This window comes from Tenacibaculum sp. ZH5_bin.1 (assembly GCF_042865525.1).
GTDB lineage: Bacteria > Bacteroidota > Bacteroidia > Flavobacteriales > Flavobacteriaceae > Polaribacter > Polaribacter mesophilus.
The window spans coordinates 214,499-234,085 of the sequence record NZ_JBEGIO010000005.1 but is presented as its reverse complement, the minus strand read 5'-3'; the positions used below and the strand labels follow the sequence as shown (position 1 = coordinate 234,085).

At 30.7% G+C, this 19,587-nt stretch carries 21 protein-coding genes; 12 read left to right on the top strand and 9 right to left on the bottom strand.

The window, feature by feature from the left end; all coding sequences use genetic code 11:
* The 4 genes from ABHQ57_RS13775 to ABHQ57_RS13760 all read left to right on the top strand — a co-directional run.
* A partial coding sequence (locus ABHQ57_RS13775) for a gliding motility-associated C-terminal domain-containing protein (RefSeq protein ID WP_389863994.1) occupies positions 1-1,371 on the top strand: 1,371 nt, incomplete at its 5' end.
* 22 nt (positions 1,372-1,393) lie between these two features.
* Positions 1,394-2,335: a type IX secretion system membrane protein PorP/SprF gene (locus ABHQ57_RS13770; RefSeq protein ID WP_389863993.1), complete on the top strand. Its 942-nt coding sequence runs from the start codon at positions 1,394-1,396 to the stop codon at positions 2,333-2,335.
* Positions 2,336-2,345: 10 nt separating this feature from the next.
* On the top strand, positions 2,346-4,502 hold the full coding sequence (locus ABHQ57_RS13765) for an OmpA family protein (RefSeq protein ID WP_167713568.1): 2,157 nt from the start codon (positions 2,346-2,348) through the stop codon (positions 4,500-4,502).
* Positions 4,503-4,640: 138 nt separating this feature from the next.
* On the top strand, positions 4,641-5,510 hold the full coding sequence (locus tag ABHQ57_RS13760) for an OmpA family protein (RefSeq protein ID WP_047789147.1): 870 nt from the start codon (positions 4,641-4,643) through the stop codon (positions 5,508-5,510).
* A 374-nt stretch (positions 5,511-5,884) separates the two neighbouring features.
* On the opposite strand, the gene ABHQ57_RS13755 is transcribed toward ABHQ57_RS13760, so the two are convergent.
* The 6 genes from ABHQ57_RS13755 to ABHQ57_RS13730 all read right to left on the bottom strand — a co-directional run bounded on the left by ABHQ57_RS13755 (position 5,885) and on the right by ABHQ57_RS13730 (position 12,921).
* A complete protein-coding gene (locus tag ABHQ57_RS13755) occupies positions 5,885-7,009 on the bottom strand; it encodes an energy transducer TonB (protein WP_053056675.1) in 1,125 nt (374 codons plus the stop codon).
* Between the two features lie 137 nt (positions 7,010-7,146).
* Positions 7,147-7,809 carry an energy transducer TonB gene (locus ABHQ57_RS13750; protein ID WP_047789146.1) on the bottom strand — a complete coding sequence of 221 codons (663 nt, stop codon included), beginning with the start codon at positions 7,807-7,809 and terminating at the stop codon, positions 7,147-7,149.
* A gap of 74 nt (positions 7,810-7,883) precedes the next feature.
* On the bottom strand, positions 7,884-8,552 hold the full coding sequence (locus ABHQ57_RS13745; RefSeq protein ID WP_167713569.1) for an energy transducer TonB: 669 nt from the start codon (positions 8,550-8,552) through the stop codon (positions 7,884-7,886).
* 198 nt (positions 8,553-8,750) lie between these two features.
* Positions 8,751-9,680 carry a peptidylprolyl isomerase gene (locus tag ABHQ57_RS13740; protein ID WP_167713570.1) on the bottom strand — a complete coding sequence of 310 codons (930 nt, stop codon included), beginning with the start codon at positions 9,678-9,680 and terminating at the stop codon, positions 8,751-8,753.
* 111 nt (positions 9,681-9,791) lie between these two features.
* Positions 9,792-11,345: a hypothetical protein gene (locus ABHQ57_RS13735; protein WP_231128393.1), complete on the bottom strand. Its 1,554-nt coding sequence runs from the start codon at positions 11,343-11,345 to the stop codon at positions 9,792-9,794.
* Positions 11,335-12,921: a peptide chain release factor 3 gene (locus ABHQ57_RS13730; RefSeq protein ID WP_167713571.1), complete on the bottom strand. Its 1,587-nt coding sequence runs from the start codon at positions 12,919-12,921 to the stop codon at positions 11,335-11,337. Before ABHQ57_RS13730 ends, ABHQ57_RS13735 begins: the two co-directional genes overlap by 11 nt.
* A gap of 108 nt (positions 12,922-13,029) precedes the next feature.
* Here ABHQ57_RS13730 and idi point away from each other — a divergent pair, with 108 nt between their 5' ends.
* The 3 genes from idi to ABHQ57_RS13715 are packed head-to-tail and all read left to right on the top strand — an operon-like array spanning position 13,030 to position 14,942.
* Positions 13,030-13,551, top strand: a complete 522-nt coding sequence (gene idi / locus ABHQ57_RS13725) for an isopentenyl-diphosphate Delta-isomerase (RefSeq protein WP_167713572.1) — start codon at positions 13,030-13,032, stop codon at positions 13,549-13,551.
* Positions 13,552-13,553: 2 nt separating this feature from the next.
* Positions 13,554-13,967 carry a 6-carboxytetrahydropterin synthase gene (locus ABHQ57_RS13720; protein ID WP_073183816.1) on the top strand — a complete coding sequence of 138 codons (414 nt, stop codon included), beginning with the start codon at positions 13,554-13,556 and terminating at the stop codon, positions 13,965-13,967.
* Between the two features lie 3 nt (positions 13,968-13,970).
* Entirely contained in the window at positions 13,971-14,942 is a 972-nt protein-coding gene (locus ABHQ57_RS13715; RefSeq protein ID WP_167713573.1) for a type I phosphomannose isomerase catalytic subunit, read from the top strand.
* A gap of 91 nt (positions 14,943-15,033) precedes the next feature.
* On the opposite strand, the gene ABHQ57_RS13710 is transcribed toward ABHQ57_RS13715, so the two are convergent.
* Complete coding sequence (locus tag ABHQ57_RS13710; RefSeq protein ID WP_159614749.1) at positions 15,034-15,387, bottom strand: hypothetical protein; 354 nt, start codon at positions 15,385-15,387, stop codon at positions 15,034-15,036.
* A 489-nt stretch (positions 15,388-15,876) separates the two neighbouring features.
* Here ABHQ57_RS13710 and kdsB point away from each other — a divergent pair, with 489 nt between their 5' ends.
* From kdsB to ABHQ57_RS13685, 5 genes are all read left to right on the top strand, one after another.
* Complete coding sequence (gene kdsB / locus ABHQ57_RS13705; protein ID WP_047789139.1) at positions 15,877-16,611, top strand: 3-deoxy-manno-octulosonate cytidylyltransferase; 735 nt, start codon at positions 15,877-15,879, stop codon at positions 16,609-16,611.
* Positions 16,604-17,290 (top strand): HAD family hydrolase, encoded by a 687-nt coding sequence (locus ABHQ57_RS13700; RefSeq protein ID WP_047789138.1) that lies wholly within the window; start codon positions 16,604-16,606, stop codon positions 17,288-17,290. Before kdsB ends, ABHQ57_RS13700 begins: the two co-directional genes overlap by 8 nt.
* Positions 17,291-17,917, top strand: coding sequence for a CatA-like O-acetyltransferase (locus ABHQ57_RS13695; protein WP_047789137.1), 627 nt, complete (start codon positions 17,291-17,293; stop codon positions 17,915-17,917).
* Positions 17,918-17,939: 22 nt separating this feature from the next.
* Positions 17,940-18,206, top strand: coding sequence for a hypothetical protein (locus ABHQ57_RS13690; RefSeq protein ID WP_047789136.1), 267 nt, complete (start codon positions 17,940-17,942; stop codon positions 18,204-18,206).
* 135 nt (positions 18,207-18,341) lie between these two features.
* Positions 18,342-18,539 (top strand): hypothetical protein, encoded by a 198-nt coding sequence (locus ABHQ57_RS13685; protein WP_047789135.1) that lies wholly within the window; start codon positions 18,342-18,344, stop codon positions 18,537-18,539.
* Positions 18,540-18,572: 33 nt separating this feature from the next.
* Here the strand turns inward: ABHQ57_RS13685 and ABHQ57_RS13680 are convergent, their stop codons facing one another.
* Both ABHQ57_RS13680 and ABHQ57_RS13675 read right to left on the bottom strand, forming a co-directional pair.
* A complete protein-coding gene (locus tag ABHQ57_RS13680) occupies positions 18,573-19,031 on the bottom strand; it encodes a hypothetical protein (protein WP_167713574.1) in 459 nt (152 codons plus the stop codon).
* Complete coding sequence (locus tag ABHQ57_RS13675) at positions 19,031-19,567, bottom strand: hypothetical protein (protein ID WP_167713575.1); 537 nt, start codon at positions 19,565-19,567, stop codon at positions 19,031-19,033. Before ABHQ57_RS13675 ends, ABHQ57_RS13680 begins: the two co-directional genes overlap by 1 nt.
* Positions 19,568-19,587: the final 20 nt, after the last annotated feature.

The window sequence follows — 19,587 nt, the reverse complement described above, 5'->3', positions numbered from 1 at the left end:
ATTGCAGTAACCGGAACCGTAGGCGGAGACTTCAATACAGGAGACACCGTAACCCTAACAATCAACGGAAACAACTACACTGGTACCGTAGATGCCAGTGGAAACTACAGCATCAATGTACCAGGATCAGACTTAGCTGCTGACACAGACACGACAGTAGAAGCAAGTGTAAGTTCAATTGATAGTGATGGGAATAGAGGATCTGCTTTGAATACTCATAAATACTATTTACAAGACACGGATAATGATGGCATATCAGATGTTGTAGATGTAGATGATGATAATGATGGGATTCCAGATGTTGAAGAGGGAGATGGTTTAGTAGATACTGATGGTGATGGAATTCCAGATTCATTAGATCTAGATTCTGATAATGATGGTATTAATGATGTAATAGAAGGAGGAAATGGAGATTTAGATACCAACGAAGACGGTGTTATAGACTCTGGCGATTCAGGGTATACAGATGCTAATGGAGATGGACAAGCTGATGATTCTGTAGATAATGATGAAGAGCCAGATACGGATGGCGACGGTACTCCAGATTATCAAGATTTAGATAGTGATAATGACGGTATTAATGATGTTATTGAGGGAGGAAATGAAAGTTCCGATACTAATGGTGATGGAGTTATAGATTCTAATGATATGGGAGGTTCAGATTCTGATGAAGATGGAATTTCTGATAGTGTTGATGGAGATATAAATAATTTTGGTGAGGGAGGTAATGGAGATGATACTCCATTAGATACAGATGGAGATGGTGTTCCTAACTATCAAGATTTAGATAGCGATAATGATGGAGTAAATGATGTTGTAGAAGGAGGGAATTTAGATGAAGATGGAGATGGACAAGTAGAAAACCCTTTAGATGATTCAGACGGAGATGGAATTTCTGATAGTGTTGATGGTTTAGATGGTTTTGGAGATGCTAATAATCCAGATAATAACTCTAGCCCTACAGATCCAAACGATGGAGGTAACGGAGTGATAGATGGAGAAGATACAGATGGAGATGGAATACCTGACATTATAGATGGTTTTGATGGGTTTGGGGATGCAATCAATGATGACACTTGTGTGAAAGTAAACAACTTAATGAGTCCTAATGGAGATGAAGCAAACAGTTACTTACACATTGATTGTATTGAAAATTTCCCAAATAATACTCTTGAAATTTTTAATAGATGGGGTAATACAGTATATAAAACTGAAGGATATAACAATAGCAGTGTTGTGTTTAGAGGAATCTCTGAAGGTAGAGCTAATATAAATGTAGGCGATAAATTGCCAGTTGGAACATACTTCTATATTTTAGACCTTGGAAATGGAAGTAAAGTTAAAAAAGGCTGGATTTACATTAATAGATAATCTAGATTTATAAAAAAGACTGATGAATAAAAGTATTAATCAAATGAAATTATATTTAAGTTTAATCATAATATGTACAATGAGTATTTGTATAACCACAAATATTCATGCGCAACAAGATCCTCAGTACACACAGTATATGTACAATACAATGAATGTAAACCCTGCTTATGCAGGGTCTAGAGGGCATACAGTAATTACTGCATTAGGCAGAATGCAGTGGGTAGGTTTTGAAGGAGCTCCCAATACTCAAAACTTATCATACGATACTCCTTTAGGATATTCTGGGTTAGGATTAGGGGTTAACTTAATGAATGACCAAGTAGGACCATCTAGTGAAATATATTTAGACGCTAATGTATCTTACAATATACAAACAGGTGCAGAAGGTAATTTAGCCTTTGGTTTACGTTTAGGAGGAAGGTTATTAAATATAGATTGGTCAAAAGGAACTTATAAAGATGATGAAGTTGTTTTTCAAGATAATATTAATAAGTTCTTACCAACTGTTGGAGCAGGTATTTATTATCATCAACCACAATGGTATGTTGGATTATCGGTACCTAATATTTTAAGAATGGAACATTACGATGCTGAAACTCCAGGAGAAGTAGCAGTAGAAAGAATGCACTTTTTCTTAATCGCAGGATATGTTTTCGATATAAATGAAGACTTAAAGTTTAAACCAGCAGCTTTGTTAAAAGGAGTTTCAGGGGCACCTCTATCATTAGATATTTCAGCTAATTTACTATTTAATGAGAAGTTTAGAGTTGGAGCTTCTTGGAGATGGGATGATTCTGTAAGTGCACTTTTAGGTTTTCAAGCAACAGACTCTTTACTTATAGGGTATTCATATGATTTAACAACATCAAACTATAATGTAACAAATTCTGGGACACACGAAATTATGCTACAGTATGAAATCTTTAAGGATATTAGATATAGGTCACCGAGATTCTTTTAAAAAGAGAGAAATGAAATTAAAAAAGATACTAACATTAACAATATTGTTAATGCTTACTGCAGTTGGATTTAGCCAAAGTAGAAAAGTAGCAGATCGTTATTTTGAAGAATTCTCTTATGTCCAATCGGCCAAATTATATAAAGATTTAGTATTAATTAAAGGAGATAGCTCTCAACATGTGTTAACTAGGTTAGCTGAGTCTTACTATAATAATTCAAATACAGAAGAAGCAGAAATATGGTATCAAAAACTTATTTCAAATTTTAATGAAAAAGTAGAAGAAAAACATTTGTTTAAATATGCTCAAGCTTTGAGGAGTAATGGAAAGTATAAAAAATCAGATTCTATATTTTTAAGATTAACTCAAGCTCAAAAAAGTAGTTTAAATAAGGAACTTAAAAAAGAAAACTATTTGTTAGACTACACTAATAAAGAGAAAAGAATAGGAGTAAGGAACTTAGCAATAAATACACCCTATTCAGAATTTGGAGGGTTTTTATTGAATGGAAAAGCATATTTCTCATCATCTGTAGCTAATGATTCAAAAAAACAAAAATTATATAAGTGGAATAATCAACCATTTTTAAATATTTATAAGGCAGAAGAAAGTATACAAACATTAGAAGGTAGTAAGCAAGACACTATCTTAGTTTTAGGAAACGTTCAAAAGCTAGGAGAGCCAATAGCTTCTGAATTACATGAGTCGACCCCTGTTTTTACAAAAGATGGAAAAACCATTTACTTTACAAGAAATAATTCTGAAGGAAAGAAAGTAAAGAGAAGTAAGAAAAACATATCTAATTTAAAAATTTATAAAGCCAGTTATATTAATGGTTATTGGGTTAACGTTAAAGAGCTACCATTTAATAAAGATGAATATTCAACAGGTCATCCAGCTTTAAGTCCAGATGAAAAAACATTATACTTTGTTTCTAATATGCCAGGAGGATATGGGCAGTCTGACATTTATAAAGTAGAAATAAAAGGAAATGATGAGTATGGAGAACCAGTAAATTTAGGAAGTGACATAAATACATCAGAGAAAGAAGTCTTTCCGTATGTAGGAAATGATAATGTATTATATTTTTCATCTAACGGGCATTTAGGTTTAGGACTGCTTGATATTTTTCAAGCAAAGATTAAAGAGGATGGTACATTTTTATCACCTGAAAACTTAGGGTATCCATTCAATAGTAAAAAAGACGACTTTTCATTTTTTATAAGTGAAAATGGAAAAAGAGGTTTCTTTTCGTCAAATAGAGAAAAAGGAAAAGGAGATGATGATATTTATAGCTTCTTTATTTATACGGACCCACCAATTTGTACACAAATTGTTAAAGGAGTAATAGAAAACAATAAAACAAATACTCCGGTAGATGCGGTTGTAGTAAAACTAATTAATAAAGAAAAAGAAGTTATAGCAGAAACAATTTCTGATAGTTCAGGTAACTATACTTTCAAAGATGTGCCATGTAATAATACCTATACAGTTACAGCAACTAAATTAGATCATAGATCAAATAGAAGTATAGTTCGAACTAATAATAAGAGAAATAAAGAAATTATAGCAAACTTAAAGTTAACACCATTAATAATAGGAAACCAAATAGTTATAAAACCTATTTATTTTGATTATGATAAGTATGATATTAGGGAGGATGCAGAGTATGAGTTAGAAAATATTGTAACAGTAATGACTAATCATCCTGAGTTAGTGATAAAAATAGAGTCACATACAGATAGTCGAGGTAGAAGAGATTACAATAGGTTTTTGTCAGATAAAAGAGCAAAATCTACGAGAGATTACATACTATCAAGAGGAATTGCAAGTAATAGAATTGAAAGTGCTATAGGTTATGGTGAAGACAACCCTTTAAATGATTGTGTAGACGGAAAAAAGTGTACTGAAGAAGAATATCAATTAAACAGACGTTCATATTTTTATATAGTAGAAGGGAGTGAATCTATAGAAATAAGACAGGAACAAGAAAAGAAAAGGATCAATAGAAGATTTACGACAAGAAAAAGTAATTTTTTAGAGTTTTTAAGCAAAAACTTAAAAAAAACTGATAGAAGCTTAAGACCAGAGGATAATAAATGTTTTAAAGAAAAAGATAGTGATTGTCAAAAGTTAAACAAAAACGTAAAATTAAACTATAAAAAATAAAATTTTATTTGAATAGTTGTAAAATCAACAAATAAAAAACTCCTTTATTTAAAGGAGTTTTTTATTTATACTGACATAATAATATATCGAAAATTAAGTTATAGAGTTACATTAACTTATTATCATTTATTATTAATTATGAAAAAATTATTTATTCCTTTAGCGGTATTGGCTTTAACAATGTCGTCTTGTGTATCAAAAAAGAAGTATGTAGAACTTGAACAAAAGTATAATGATACTAGAGGAAATTTACAAAAGACAACTCTAGAAAAAGAGCAATTAGAAGCTAAGTTTGCTAAAATAGAAAAGAGAGTTGATGATTACAATGAAAAAATTAACTCATTAAAGAGTGTAAACGAAACACTTCATGAAGAAAATAACATTAAGCTAGATATGGTTGGAAAATCAGCTGTAATCTCAAACTCTGTAAAAGAAAAAATGAGAGAAACGCTTAAAAATGTTGATCCAGCTGAGTTAGCTAATGTTAAAACGTTAAAAGACTCCATGAATGTAGCTATTGCTCACAACTTAAAAAAATCTATCAATACTTCAGAGTTAGAAAATGATGAAGATGTAAATATTGACATTGATCAAACAGTTGTGATGATTTCTGTTTCAGACAAAATGTTATTTAATACAGCTAGTTATAGAGTTAAAAAAAATGCACATAAATTAATAAAAAAATTAGCTGATGTGATTAACTCTGAACCAAGCATGGATGTTATGATAGAAGGTCATACAGACTCAAGACCTATTAGTAATGCAGTTGTACAAGATAACTGGGATTTAAGTGTTAAAAGAGCAACATCTATCGTTAGGCTTTTAGAGAAAAAATACAACGTTGATCCAAGTAGATTAATAGCTTCTGGTAGAGGAAGTTCTGTGCCACTTGTTGAAAATAACTCGGCTAGCAATAGAGCTAGAAATAGAAGAACTAGAATTGTAATTTTACCAAACTTAGATAAGTTTTTTGGTTTGTTAGCAACAGAAGAAAACATTAAGCTTTAATAAGAAAAAAAGACAAAAAAGTAAGCCAGCATTATTGCTGGCTTTTTTTATGCTCATTACTTTAATAACTTACCTAATTTAAGTTCTATTTTGATATTGTTTAGATAATCAGAGAAAGTATGAAAACCTTCATTTATGCTTTAAAACAGGTAAAAGAAAAAGGTGTATATAAAGTAATTTTCTAATAAAGGATTAAAAAGAGGAAAACTCTACCTTAATAGGAGTAAAGGTATATAGGTGTTATAGTGAGATAAAAAATTAAAAGAGGAGAGTATTCTAGTAAATTTAAAAATTTTAAAAGAAATAAAACTAAAAAAGCTTCTAATTATATAATTAGAAGCTTTTTTAAACACTTTTAAGAGTTATTTTATACCTTATTCATGAAGTTTAAAGTTAACAGGAATGTAGTACTCAACATTAGCTGTTTTTCCATTATGTTCTCCAGGAACGAATTTAGGTAACTTAGAAACCATTCTCTTAGCTTCTTGTTCTAATAAGTGACCATCTTTAGGTCCTTTCATTTTTATGTTAGTTACCTCTCCTTTTTTATCTATGATAAAGCGAACCCATACTCTACCTTCAATATTTTGTTCTGCAGCTGCTGCAGGGTAGTTAAAGTTTCTTTGAATATGACTAACCATTCTTTCATTGAAACAGGTTAATTTTTGCATATCAGGAACTTTTGTACAAGCTTTGAATTGAGGAATACTTTGTACCTCTACAAATTTTACAAAATCAGTAATAGTTTTTTCTTTTACTACATTAGAACTTTTTTTAGCTACGACTTTACTTGTTGTACTAGATGAAGAATTATTTGATGCTCCTGGAGCCTTGAAAGTGATAGGAACTCCGTACTTTACTTTAACAGTCCTACCATTATGTTTACCAGGAATAAAGTTTGGAAGGTTATTAATTATTCTTTCAGCTTCTTTTTCTAAAGACTCTCCACCTTTTGGCCCACGTAGTAAGATATCTTCAACATTTCCTTGCTCATTGATTGTAAATTGAACTAAAACTCTTCCTTGTATACCAGCTTCAATGGCGTCTTGAGGGTAGTTGAAATTTTTAATAATATGTTTAGTCATGTTTGTTTCAAAACACTTTGCTTGCTTTATTAAAGGAACATTGTTACACTTACTAAACAATGGAATTTCTTCAACTAAATTAAAAGGTACTTTTTCAATAGTTGAAGAATTATCTTCTAACTCAAGTTTACCAATTAACAAAGACTTCTTTTTAATATCAGCTACTTTTTGTGAAGAATTAATACCTCCACCTATAGCAGAAACAGCCTCTTTGTTCTTACGAACAACACGTCTTCTGGTTGAGACTTCAATAGAAAGTTGTTTTTTTGCACCACTCTCGGTGTCTTCAATTGCACATTTTGTGATACTGTTTGGATCAGCGATTTGTTCATCTGGAGTAGTACATACTTCTTGTCCTACAGCCGCTAAAGAAAGTAGCATAGCAGCTACTACTAAGGGGAATTTTTTAATCATGTGTGCTCTATTTTTAAGTGTTTGGTTTAGTTATTAACACGTTAACTAACGCTGTAAATATAAGTAAAAAATAGAATATAGCAAATTATTTTATAATCTTGACCAAAAGATAGTTCCTTTAAAAAGAAAATATAAAGTTATGGAACTTTAAAAATTATAGGTAGAGCATATTTTACATTAACCGAGCTACCTTTATGACTTCCAGGAATAAATTTAGGGAGCAGTGAAATTAATCTTTCTGCTTCTTTTTTTAGAAGTGCACTGTTTTTGGGTCCTTTCTTTTTTATGTCAATTACTTTTCCTTGCTTATCAATAGTAAATTGAACTAAAATTTTACCTTCAATTTTTTTTCGCAAGGCCTCTTTTGGATAATCAAAATTTCTAACAATATGTTTAATCATTTCTTTTTCAAAACACTTAGATTGTTGTAGAATTGGAGTCTTTTTACACTCATTAAACAAAGGAATTTGTTCAACTAGATGAAAAGGAATTTTATCTAAAGAAGTTAAAATATCTTCTTTTAAGTTTAGTTTTTCTACAAGAGAATTTTTACTTTTTATTTCTTCTACTTTATTTGATTTTGCTGAAATAGTATTTGTTTTTCTAAGTTTACGATGTCTTTTTCTTGTCGAAATTTCTTTAGTTTTTTCAGTTTCTAGAGCTTCTTTTACATCTTCTATAGAGCACTTAGTAATACTAATGGTATTTAAATCTTGGATATTTTCATTTGGGGTTTCACATTTTTCTTGAGCATAAGAAAATGATATTGAAAATAAAAAAAAGGTAAAGATATGTTTCATTTGTGTGTGTTAAAGAGGAATTTTTAAGGAGCACGAAAATAAAATTATCTGAAAATCTAGATAAATGTTTTATATTAATTTAAGATTAAATTTATAGGAAAAGAGTATGTAACATCAACAGGAATTCCTTTTTCCTTACCTGATTCTAACTGAGGTAACTTGTTAATAATTCGGTTGATTTCGTTGGTAATAATATCACTTGGTTTAGAGCTTACTACTTGAATGTTTTTTGGTAATCCATATATATCTATTGTGAATTGAATCAAAATTCTGCCACGTATACCTTCTTCTGAAAAGACTTCAGGATAATAATTTTTAGAAAAATGTTTTTGCATATTGTCTTTAAAACATTTTTTTGCATTTTCGTTAGAACTATTTTTACACTTAGGAAATAAAGGAACTTGATCAACAACAGAAAATAAAATTTCTTTAGTTTGAGATTTTAAAGAATTTTGTATTGATAAGTCATTGTTTGTAGTAATAATAGAAACTTTTGAAGAAGCATTTAAGCTTGATTGATTTTTTTGAGTAATCTTTCTTACTTTTTTTATTCTGTTTCTAGCAGTTAGTGTTTGAGTTGTTTTTTTTCTAGGAATTTGATTTTCTTTACCAATTTCACATTTATTCATACTAATAATATTTAAATCAATAGTATTATCTTCAGGCGTAGTACATACTTCTTGAGCTTCGAGTGTAATTGAGGTGAAAAGAAAAAATGTTAAAAAAAGGAAAGTTGTTTTCATAAGGCTTAAGAGCTTGTTTGATGACGTAAAAATCATTCTTTTTTACTCTTTTGTTCTTAAGTAATTATGATATATCTATTAAGTAATATGTTCTTTAATGTTATGAATATTAAGTAAATATTAAGTGAAATGAGATAATAAAAAAAGCCTTCATAATTTATGAAGGCTTTACTTACTTGTATAATAAATTGTAAGCTATTACTTTACATTCATTAACTCAACATCAAAAATTAAAGTAGCGTTTGGAGGAATTACACCACCAGCACCTTGTGCACCATATGCTAAGTCAGATGGAATTACTAAACGAGCTTTGTCGCCCACTTTTAACAACTGAATACCTTCATCCCAACCAGGAATTACCTGACCAACACCAATAGCAAAATCGATAGGTTGTTTGCGCTTATATGATGAATCAAATACAGTTCCATCTAATAACTGACCTTTATAGTGTACAGAAACCATAGCTCCTTTAGTAGCTTGTTTTCCGTCTCCATTTTGTAAGATCTTATAACGTAAACCGCTTGGAGTTTCGTCATATCCTGCTGCTACTTGATTTAATAACTCTTTTTGTTTAGCTTTTGCTTCAGCTTCACGTTTTTCACGAGCTCCTTCAAAAGTTCTAAAAGCTTCTACAGCATTAAAAGCTTCAGCATCACTACCAACACGAATAATTTCTACATCCATAGTATCGTCTTGAGCAATTGCATCAACAACGTCTTGTCCTTCAATAACACTACCAAAAACAGTGTGTTTACCGTCTAACCAAGGAGTAGCAACATGTGTAATAAAAAATTGAGAACCATTGGTTCCAGGACCTGCATTTGCCATAGATAATTTTCCTGGAGCATTGTGTTTTAATTCAGGGTGAATTTCGTCATCAAATTTATAACCAGGGTTTCCTGTTCCTGTTCCTTGAGGACATCCTCCTTGAATCATAAAATCAGCAATTACACGGTGGAATTTTAATCCGTTATAATAAGGAGTTCCTTGTGGTTTCGCTGAGTTTTCTAAATTTCCTTCTGCTAAAGCAACAAAGTTACCTACAGTTCCAGGAGTTTTTTCGTATTCTAAGTTTACTAAAATTTCACCTTTTGGAGTGGTGAACTTTGCATAAATTCCGTTATCCATTTTTCTCTTGTTTATTTATATATGTATGATTCTAGTGTCCAAAATTTAAGGGAAAAAAAGAATCTTTTTATTAAAATAGCTAAATCATTGTTTTTCTTAGCAATGACAAAGTTAATTTTTTACAGATAAAGTTGAAAGGTTAAAGCTTAAACCTATGTTAATATTGTTAGAGTTAACATTTCCAAAAGGAGAGTAATATCTACCTCCAGATACAATTATAGAAACCTGATTTACGATATCATAACTCAATCCAAGAGTAGGACGAATAATGATTCCTTCGTCAGTATCTACACCAGCACCTCCGCCAGCTCCTGCCATAACTTCTATAAATCCACGCATTTTGTTGTTAAAAAAATACGGACTATATATACCACCACCGACTAATCCGTGAGCATATCCACCCGAACGACCGTCATATGCAAAACCAGCTTCTCCAGCAATGTATAGCGAATGATTTAAATCATAGTTAACTTTAAAGCCAATTAATTGTAAGTCAATTTCAGTAGCGTCGTAAATATCATCTGTTTTAGCAACATCAAAATAACTTTGATTTTGAACTTCAAAACGCAACCCTCTTGTAAGATAAGTACTGCTCTCTTCGGAAGATGTTCCGCCGTTAAATCCGAAGTACTTTAAACCAAATCCGAAAGTATAGGCTTCTAAATCACCAGCAATGGCACGATAATATCCACCATGACCACTAATAGCAATGTTTTTAAATAGTTTTAAGTCAATTCCTGCAGAAGGGTAGATCATTAACCCACCTTCAGGAGCTACACGACCACCAGCAGCACCAATACCTAATTTTCCGAAAATATTAACGTATTTTGATTGATATGGATGATACCCCGCACCAATAAATAAATCCATAAAGCCAGCGCGTAGCCCCCTGTAAATTGCATCGGTGTGAGCAAATAGAAAAGTATTTTCGTTCAAATATTTCTGATACTCAAATCCAAGTACATATAGTAATTCATTTAGGTCATCCCCATTATCTTTTTTCGAATTACCAATAGGTTTAAAGAAATCAAAACGAATTTGTTGTGCATTTTTAACCACTGGTTTACTCCAAAAACTATCTGGAGAAAGATTGTCTGCTACAAATTTTTGATGCGCTTTATCATAATCAGTAAAACGTAAAATACTTGGTATCTCTACAAAGAAAGAAACGGAATTACTTTTAATTTCTCCTGATAAAAAGTTAACATGACTGTATTGTATTCCGAAGGAGTAATCGTTCTTTTTGTACTGTAATCCGATATTCGGATTGATAAAACCGCCATCGTTTACCAAGTAACGATATCCGCCGCCGCCGCCAAAATGGAAGTTAGCATCAATATATAAGTTTTTGTATAGTTGTTTATTTATTCCTAATTCAGCACCTAAGGTAAATAATCCTCCTTGGTCTCCTGTTACTGCAAAATGAAATCCAGCACCTCCGTATAACCAGTTATTAATAGGGATTTGATAGTGCAAACCAGTCAAACCCATCGTTGGTTTTAAGTCAGTAAACTTATCCGAAGGCATTTCAACAGGAATAAAATTCAAACGAACTTTATTGTGTAATTCTTTTCCTTGTAAACTCGATAAATCCTCTTGACTATAAGTTATAAAAGAGAAAAGAGAGAATAGAAAAGAGAATATGTAGGGTTTGTTAAAACTCACTAGTGAAATGTAATTTTACTGTTGGATATTTGCTTTGTGTCATTTGAATTGTAAACGGAGAATCAGCTAAAAACACTAGTTGACCTTGTTTGTCTTTAGCTAAATAACGTTGTTTTACACGTTTAAACTCTTTGAATTCTTCATTTTTAGGGTCTTCTGGTTCAACCCAACAAGCTTTGTGTACTGCAATATTTTCATACGAACATTTAGCACCATATTCATGCTCTAAACGATACTGAATTACCTCGTATTGTAGAGCTCCAACTGTACCAATAATTCTTCGACCGTTCATATCTAAGGTAAATAACTGAGCAACTCCTTCATCCATTAACTGGTCTAAACCTTTATAAAGTTGTTTAGCTTTCATTGGGTCGGCATTATTTACATAACGGAAATGCTCAGGAGAGAAACTAGGAATTCCTTTAAAGTTTAATTGTTCTCCTTCGGTTAACGTATCGCCAATTTTAAAGTTTCCAGTATCGTGCAAACCAACAATGTCTCCAGGAAAAGACTCTTCAACAATTTCCTTCTTTTCAGCAAAAAAGGCATTCGGACTAGAGAATTTTACTTTTTTACCGTTACGAACGTGTAAGTAAGGGGTATTTCTTTTAAAAGTTCCTGATACAATCTTTACGAAAGCTAAACGATCACGGTGTTTAGGATCCATGTTTGCATGAATCTTAAATACAAACCCTGTCAATTTTTCTTCTTTAGAATCAACCAAGCGTTCTTCAGCTTGTTTTGGTTGAGGATTTGGAGCAATATCAATAAAACAATCTAACAATTCTTTTACACCAAAGTTATTTAAAGCAGAACCAAAGAAGACAGGCTGTAAATCTCCATTAACGTAAGCTTCTTGGTTAAAGTCTGGATATACTTCATTTACTAATTCCAATTCTTCACGAAGTGTATTTGCAGAATTTTCTCCAACAATTTTATCTAGTTCAGGGTTGTCTATATTATCAAATTCAACACCTTCTGAGATGGTTTGTTTATTGTCTCCAGAAAAAATGTTTAGTTTCTTTTCCCAAATGTTGTAAATTCCTTTAAAATCGTATCCCATTCCAATAGGGAAACTTAAAGGAGTTACTTTTAAACCTAGTTTTTGCTCAACTTCATCTAATAGATCAAAAGCATCTTTTCCTTCACGATCCAACTTGTTAATGAAAACAATCATTGGAATTTTTCGCATACGACAAACCTCTACTAACTTTTCGGTTTGTTCCTCAACCCCTTTTGCGACATCAATAACTACAATAACACTATCTACCGCAGTTAAGGTTCTAAAGGTGTCCTCAGCAAAATCTTTGTGACCAGGGGTATCAAGAATATTGATTTTTTTGTCTTTATAAATAAAAGCTAATACAGAGGTAGCAACAGAGATACCACGTTGGCGTTCAATCTCCATAAAATCAGAAGTAGCTCCTTTTTTAATTTTATTATTTTTTACCGCACCAGCTTCTTGAATCGCTCCACCAAAAAGTAATAATTTTTCAGTTAAGGTGGTTTTACCTGCATCTGGGTGTGATATAATTCCAAATGTACGTCTCTTCTGTATTTCTTCTAAAAAACTCATCTATAAATTTTAAGGTTGCAAAGATACATTTTAAAGCGAACTGTTCAAAAGGTTTTAATTGTTGAACTGGTCGCAATTTTGTAAGTTTGCTTTTCGTAAATTTTCTAGATGAAAGAGCAAGTAATTTTAGTTGATCAGCAAGATAATCCGATAGGATTAATGGAAAAAATTGAAGCACATGAAAAAGCTTTACTACACAGGGCATTTTCGGTATTTGTTTTTAATGATAAAAATGAATTGATGTTACAACAACGTGCTGCTGAAAAATATCACTCCCCTTTGTTATGGACAAATACTTGTTGTTCACACCAAAGAGATGGAGAATCGAACATTGAAGCTGGAAAACGTAGATTACAAGAAGAAATGGGGTTTTCATGTGAGTTAGAAGAAGTATTCTCTTTTATTTATAAAGCTCCGTTTGATAATGGCTTAACAGAGCATGAATACGATCATGTAATGATTGGTCGATTTAACGACGAACCTATTGTAAACCCTGAAGAAGTGGCGTCATATAAATGGATGCCTTTAAAGGAGGTGAAAAATGATATAGATAATCATCCAGAAAAGTATACAGCTTGGTTTAAAATAATTTTTAAAGAATCGTACGATAAAATATCTAAGTATATTTAATTATGCCTAAAGTAACAGTTCACAGAAAAGCACATTTTAATGCAGCACATAGGTTATTTAACCCTAAATGGTCTGATGAGAAAAATTACGAGGTTTTTGGTAAGTGTAGTAACCCTAACTACCACGGTCATAATTATGAGCTAATTGTTTCATTAACTGGTGAGATAGATCAAGAAACAGGATATGTATATGATTTAGGTAAGCTGAAAGATTTAATTAAGTCGAAGGTTGAAGATCTATTGGATCATAAAAACTTAAATATTGAAGTAAAGGAGTTTAAAAATGTTAATCCTACAGTAGAAAACATATCAGTAGTAATTTATAATAAGTTACGTGTAAGTATTCCAGAAAAATTAGACTTAGCAATTACATTATATGAAACTCCAAGAAACTACGTAACTTATAGAGGTACATAATTTATGATAAACCAATTACTAAGATTTACTCCAATTTTAAAGCAAAAGGTTTGGGGAGGAAAAAAACTAAACCTACTACTTCATAAAAACTCAGACGGATCCAATATTGGAGAGAGTTGGGAAATTTCAGATGTTGATGGAGATGAATCGGTTGTTAGTAATGGTAACCTTAAAGGAAGAACATTAAGAAGTCTTTTAAAAGAGTATAAGAACGATTTAGTAGGTGAATATGTATATGAAACTTTTGGAGAGCAGTTTCCATTATTAATAAAATTTATTGATGCAAAAGAGGTTTTAAGTATTCAAGTACATCCTGATGATAAATTAGCAGAACTTCAAGAGTCTTTTGGGAAGACAGAGATGTGGTATGTAATGCAAGCCGATAATGAAGCTAATATTATTATAGGTTTTAAAGAAAACTCTAATAAAGAAGAATACGTATATCACCTAAATAACAAGACGCTCTTAAGTATTTTAAATGTAGATAAAGTGTCCAAAGGAGATGTTTATTTTGTGCCACCAGGAAGAGTACACGCTATTGGTGCTGGTTTACTGATTGCTGAAATTCAACAAACCTCAGACATAACTTACCGTATTTACGATTGGGATAGAAAAGATATAGACGGTAATTACCGAGAACTCCATACTGAAAAAGCATTAGAAGCTATTGATTTCTCAGCTAAAAGTTCCTATAAAACAACTTATAAGAAACAAAAAAATATAGCGAATAAAGTTGTTGCATGCCCTTATTTTACAACAAATATATTACCAGTGGAGGGGAAAAAAGAAATAGATTTATCTAAAAAAGATTGCTTCGTAATTTATATGTGCGTAGAAGGGGAGGTAACATTCTTTTATGAAAGTCAACAAGAAGTTGTAAGAAAAGGAGAAACAATCTTGGTACCAGCATGTATTGATAAAGTGGAAATTTTATCAGAAAATCCTTCAGAACTATTAGAAACGTATATAAAATAAGCTTAAGAGAAAAAAATCTCCTAAGCTTATAAACAAACCAAACTAACTTAACGATTGCTTAATTGATTGTAAAATCAATTTTTAGGAATAATTAAGACGCTTTTTTAATTGTATAGCCAAAAGTAGCTGTACATATAATATTTTGTTTCTTTTCTTCTTTTTTAGATACTGTTATATTGAAAATAATCTCAGTATCACTCAATTTTTTAATATTGTTTTTGATAACAAGTTTATCATTAAGGTATGCGTTGCCTAACAGATCAAACTCGATACTGTTAAAACTAAAATTAGAAGAGTCTGGATAAAAGCCTAAAGAAGTATTCGCGCTAGATTCAATTTTATCGTATAAAACTGAAGTTTTTAACACTTTGTTTTTGCTAACCTGCTTTTTGTTAACTATAAATTGATTTGGCTGACTGTTTGATGTGATATTTAATGTTTTCATGATAATTTTAAGGATTAAGTATTAGTAATTCCGGGTCTCTGTAAAATGGATTTTGTACTGAGTACATTACAGTTGAGGCTACATGTTTTCTAATTGAGTTTCGATACTTAAAAGTGTTCATAATGTTTAAAATTTAAAATATTAGTAAATAAAAAAGGTGCTTTTTTAAAAAAGCACCTTTGGTTAAATTTATATTAAAATTGATTGTTTAAAATCGATGTTTAAATCTGTTTCTTTGGGTGCTTTTAGTTACATATACATATTGTTTATGCATGCGGGCAGTACACATAATCGAATTGATTGTGTTAAAAATAAACGTGTATGTACCTAAAAGCGTCTTCATAATGACTCAAAAGTAGTAAAAGTTTTTAATAATTGAACAAAACTAAAAAGTATTTAATGTTAAAGTTTTATAAAAGTGAGTATTATCAGTTTTTATGATGGCAGTTTAAATATGTATCTTTGATACGTAAACACTTATGATTATTTATGAAGATAATAGCAATGATACCTGCACGTTATAGTGCATCACGTTTTCCAGGGAAATTGATGAAAGATTTAGGAGGAAAACCTGTAATTGTAAGAACCTATGAAGCAGCTGTAAAAGCAAACCTTTTTGATGAGGTATATGTGGTAACCGATTCCGAAGTAATTTATAACTCTATAGAAAAAGTAGGAGGTAAGGTTTTAATGAGTAAAAAGGAACATGAATGTGGTTCTGATAGAATAGCAGAAGCAGTTGAAAATTTAGATGTAGATATTGTGGTAAACGTACAAGGAGATGAACCCTTTATTGATACAGTTTCGTTGTCAAAACTAATTAGTGTTTTTAAATCTGATATTCAAAAAGAAATAGATTTAGCATCACTAAAAGTAAAAATGACGAATAAAGAAGATATTCAAAACCCAAATAACGTTAAGGTAATTACTGATACAAATGATTTTGCTATTTATTTTTCAAGAAGTATAATTCCATATCATCGAGATAAAGAAGTTCCTGTAAACTATTATAAGCACAAAGGAGTTTATGCGTTCAGAAAAGAAGCGTTAATTGATTTTTATCATACCCCTATGACACCAATAGAGGCTGCTGAAAAAATTGAATGTATTCGTTATTTAGAAGTAGGAAAAAAAATAAAGATGATAGAAACTTCAGTGGAGAGTATTGGTATTGATACTCCTGAAGATTTAGAGAAAGCTATAAAACAACTAGAAAATGAATAATATTAAAATAATATCTTTTGATGCAGATGATACACTTTGGGTAAACGAGACTTACTTTCGTGATGCTGAAGATGATTTTGCTCGATTATTGTCCGATTATGAAACAGAGAATAAAATCCATCAAGAGTTGTTTAAAAAAGAAATAGAAAATCTTAAAATATACGGGTACGGAGTAAAAGGTTTTATGCTGTCAATGGTTGAATGTGCGCTAGAAATTTCTAACTATAAAATTAGTCCTAAAAAAATGGAAGAAATTCTTGAAATAGGAAAAGATATGTTAGAAAAACCAATAGAACTCCTAGATGGGGTAGAAGAGGTGTTGCAAGAATTACATGGAAAATATAAGTTAATTGTAGCAACCAAAGGAGATTTGTTAGATCAAGAACGTAAGTTGGCAAAATCAGGAATTTTAAAATATTTTCATCATACAGAAGTGATGAGTGAGAAGAAAAAAACTGATTATAAAAAATTAGTAAAACGCTTAGATATTAATCCTTCAGAGTTTTTAATGATAGGAAACTCATTAAAATCAGATGTGTTACCGTTAATTGAAATAGGAGCAACAGCGATTCATGTTCCGTTTCATACAACATGGGCACACGAAGAGGTTAAAGAAGAGCAAAAATCAGATGCTTACAAAACAGTATCTAGTATTACAGATGTATTAAAATTTTTATAAATGAAATACCTAGATATTGAAAGTTGGAATAGGAAAGAGCTTTTTAAACATTTTAGAACTTTAGAAGATCCAACTTTTGGATTAGTTGCAGATGTAGATGTGTCTATAATCTATCAATTAGCAAAAGAAAAGAATCAGTCCTTTTTTGTCCGATACTTACATGCTTGCATGAAAGCTATAAATGCAGTTGAGAATTTAAAATATAGATTAGAAGGTGATAAAATAGCTGTTTACGAAGTAATCAACGCTTCAGCAACTATTGCAAGGCCTGATAACACTTTTGGATTCTCGTATATAGATTATTCTGAAAAGTTTGAGGAATTCAATTGTAACTTTCAAAAGGAAAAAGAACGAATTTTAAATTCTAATGATTTGTTTCCGTCCAAGTACTCTTTAGGATGTATACATTGTTCGGCCATTCCTTGGGTAAGCTTTACAGGGCATAAAGAACCTTTTTCAGGAAATAAAAACGATAGCGTACCTCAATTAGCTTTTGGTAAAATAAAGGAGCAAAATAAAAAAATGTTAATGCCTGTGGCTGTTAATGTAAATCATGCTTTGGTAGATGGATATCATGTAGGGCAGTTTTTTGAGAAATTTCAAGAAGAATTGAATAAAATCGATTAATTTTGCATCAAAATTTATAATTATGGCAAGCATAAAAAATTTAAAGAAAGATATTAACTATACGTTAGGAGACATTATTAGTATTTGTCAAATAACAAAAGAGTTAAACCCTGAAGCAGATAAAGCAAAGGCAGATGCTATTGTAGATGAGGTTATTGTAACTTTTGATGATTTAGTAGCTAAAGTTAACGCAAAAAACGTTGAAAATAAGAAAGCTCACTATAAATCAATTAATACAGAGTTAGAGACTAGAGCAAATGCTTTAATAGAAAAAGTGAATAGTTTATAGTATTATAAATTATACGACTAAAAATGCGAGACTTGAATAAGTCTCGCATTTTTTTTGGACAAACTTTAACACTCTAATTGGAATAAAAATTTGTAAATTACGTTCAGTATTTAATAACAGATAACCCCAATAAAAATGGCAAGAGCTATGTATGAGTACACGAAAACTGTGCTTCAAAAGGTTAGTTTTAACGCTGATTTATTTTGTAAAGAGCTTGAAAAAGCTTTAGGTAGATTACTACCTTATGAAATAGATGAACTAACTATTTGGCTAAAACAATTTACGGCTAATAAACCAGATTTATATGTTTGTTTAGCCTTAGTCGATAAGTAAAAAAAGGAAGCTTTAAAAGCTTCCTTTTTTTACTTATCGATGTTTCTTTTTTTCACCCTTTAGCTTTTTTATGAGCTTTCGGTGAAATTCATGTTCAGCCACCTCCAAGGTGAGGATTTTTTTATCTGATAAAAAGGTAGAAAGTTTATTATAAAAATTAGTTTTAGTTTCATATTGTTCTTTTGAAACGGACTTAATTTTATTAACAATTTCTTTTGATTCTTTATCAGTTAAGCTATCAATTCCTCCACAACTAAGTATTTTCTTTTTAATACTGTAGCGTTCTGCTTTATGAAGTTCAATCATTTTTTTGTCATATACATTATATAGTGGCCAAAACTTATTGGCTTCTTCTTCTGTTAAGTTTAACTTTTCAGAAAGAAAAGCAACCTTAAAAGCTTTAACCTTTTCATAATTTCCTTTTCTTGTTTGCGCTTGAACAGAAAAAAAGGAAGTGAAAATTACGAATAATATAAATAATTTTTTTTTCATTATTGTTCTATTTCATTTATGAGTGTTGTTGTATCAACAGAATTTAAGTAGTCTTCTAGTGTTTCATCACTAATAGAGGCTAATATATCTTCATCTAGTTCAGACGTGTTTAATGTTGCTGCAAGCTCATTATTGTCAATATCACCGTATCCATTTTCATACCAAGATTCAATATCGATAATGGTTATATCTTCGAAAGTAATTTTTTGAGCATTAAAATAATTAAAACCGATGAAAAGTAAAACTGAAGCTGCAGCAGCTAAAGGGATGTACTGTAAAATTCTTTTACGTAATGAAATTACTTTCGTTTCTGTAGTTTGTTCTGTAACTAATTTTGATAGAATTTGAGTTTCGATTGTGTCAAAATAATCATCAGGAGTATTGAACGTTTTCTTTTTTGGTAAACTATCTATAAAAATGGAAGTATTAATTTTTTCTTCAATTTCTTCAAAGTAGTTTTGAGGAATTGAAAAACCACAATTCTTACCAGCTTTTAGGCTTGAGAAATTTATAGTATGTTTATTTTTTTTATTCATTATACTTTAGTAAGACTATT

Excerpts from the sequence above, each read along its gene's own strand:
- ABHQ57_RS13680 (WP_167713574.1), bottom strand. The coding sequence starts at position 19,031 with ATGAAAAAAAAATTATTTATATTATTCGTAATTTTCACTTCCTTTTTT.
- ABHQ57_RS13710 (WP_159614749.1), bottom strand. The coding sequence starts at position 15,387 with ATGAAAACATTAAATATCACATCAAACAGTCAGCCAAATCAATTTATA.
- idi (WP_167713572.1), top strand. The coding sequence starts at position 13,030 with ATGAAAGAGCAAGTAATTTTAGTTGATCAGCAAGATAATCCGATAGGA.
- ABHQ57_RS13765 (WP_167713568.1), top strand. The coding sequence starts at position 2,346 with ATGAAATTAAAAAAGATACTAACATTAACAATATTGTTAATGCTTACT.
- ABHQ57_RS13730 (WP_167713571.1), bottom strand. The coding sequence starts at position 12,921 with ATGAGTTTTTTAGAAGAAATACAGAAGAGACGTACATTTGGAATTATA.
- ABHQ57_RS13755 (WP_053056675.1), bottom strand. The coding sequence starts at position 7,009 with ATGATTAAAAAATTCCCCTTAGTAGTAGCTGCTATGCTACTTTCTTTA.
- ABHQ57_RS13760 (WP_047789147.1), top strand. The coding sequence starts at position 4,641 with ATGAAAAAATTATTTATTCCTTTAGCGGTATTGGCTTTAACAATGTCG.
- ABHQ57_RS13700 (WP_047789138.1), top strand. The coding sequence starts at position 16,604 with ATGAATAATATTAAAATAATATCTTTTGATGCAGATGATACACTTTGG.
- kdsB (WP_047789139.1), top strand. The coding sequence starts at position 15,877 with ATGAAGATAATAGCAATGATACCTGCACGTTATAGTGCATCACGTTTT.
- ABHQ57_RS13695 (WP_047789137.1), top strand. The coding sequence starts at position 17,291 with ATGAAATACCTAGATATTGAAAGTTGGAATAGGAAAGAGCTTTTTAAA.
- ABHQ57_RS13750 (WP_047789146.1), bottom strand. The coding sequence starts at position 7,809 with ATGAAACATATCTTTACCTTTTTTTTATTTTCAATATCATTTTCTTAT.
- ABHQ57_RS13720 (WP_073183816.1), top strand. The coding sequence starts at position 13,554 with ATGCCTAAAGTAACAGTTCACAGAAAAGCACATTTTAATGCAGCACAT.
- ABHQ57_RS13770 (WP_389863993.1), top strand. The coding sequence starts at position 1,394 with ATGAATAAAAGTATTAATCAAATGAAATTATATTTAAGTTTAATCATA.
- ABHQ57_RS13715 (WP_167713573.1), top strand. The coding sequence starts at position 13,971 with ATGATAAACCAATTACTAAGATTTACTCCAATTTTAAAGCAAAAGGTT.
- ABHQ57_RS13690 (WP_047789136.1), top strand. The coding sequence starts at position 17,940 with ATGGCAAGCATAAAAAATTTAAAGAAAGATATTAACTATACGTTAGGA.
- ABHQ57_RS13685 (WP_047789135.1), top strand. The coding sequence starts at position 18,342 with ATGGCAAGAGCTATGTATGAGTACACGAAAACTGTGCTTCAAAAGGTT.
- ABHQ57_RS13675 (WP_167713575.1), bottom strand. The coding sequence starts at position 19,567 with ATGAATAAAAAAAATAAACATACTATAAATTTCTCAAGCCTAAAAGCT.
- ABHQ57_RS13740 (WP_167713570.1), bottom strand. The coding sequence starts at position 9,680 with ATGGATAACGGAATTTATGCAAAGTTCACCACTCCAAAAGGTGAAATT.
- ABHQ57_RS13745 (WP_167713569.1), bottom strand. The coding sequence starts at position 8,552 with ATGAAAACAACTTTCCTTTTTTTAACATTTTTTCTTTTCACCTCAATT.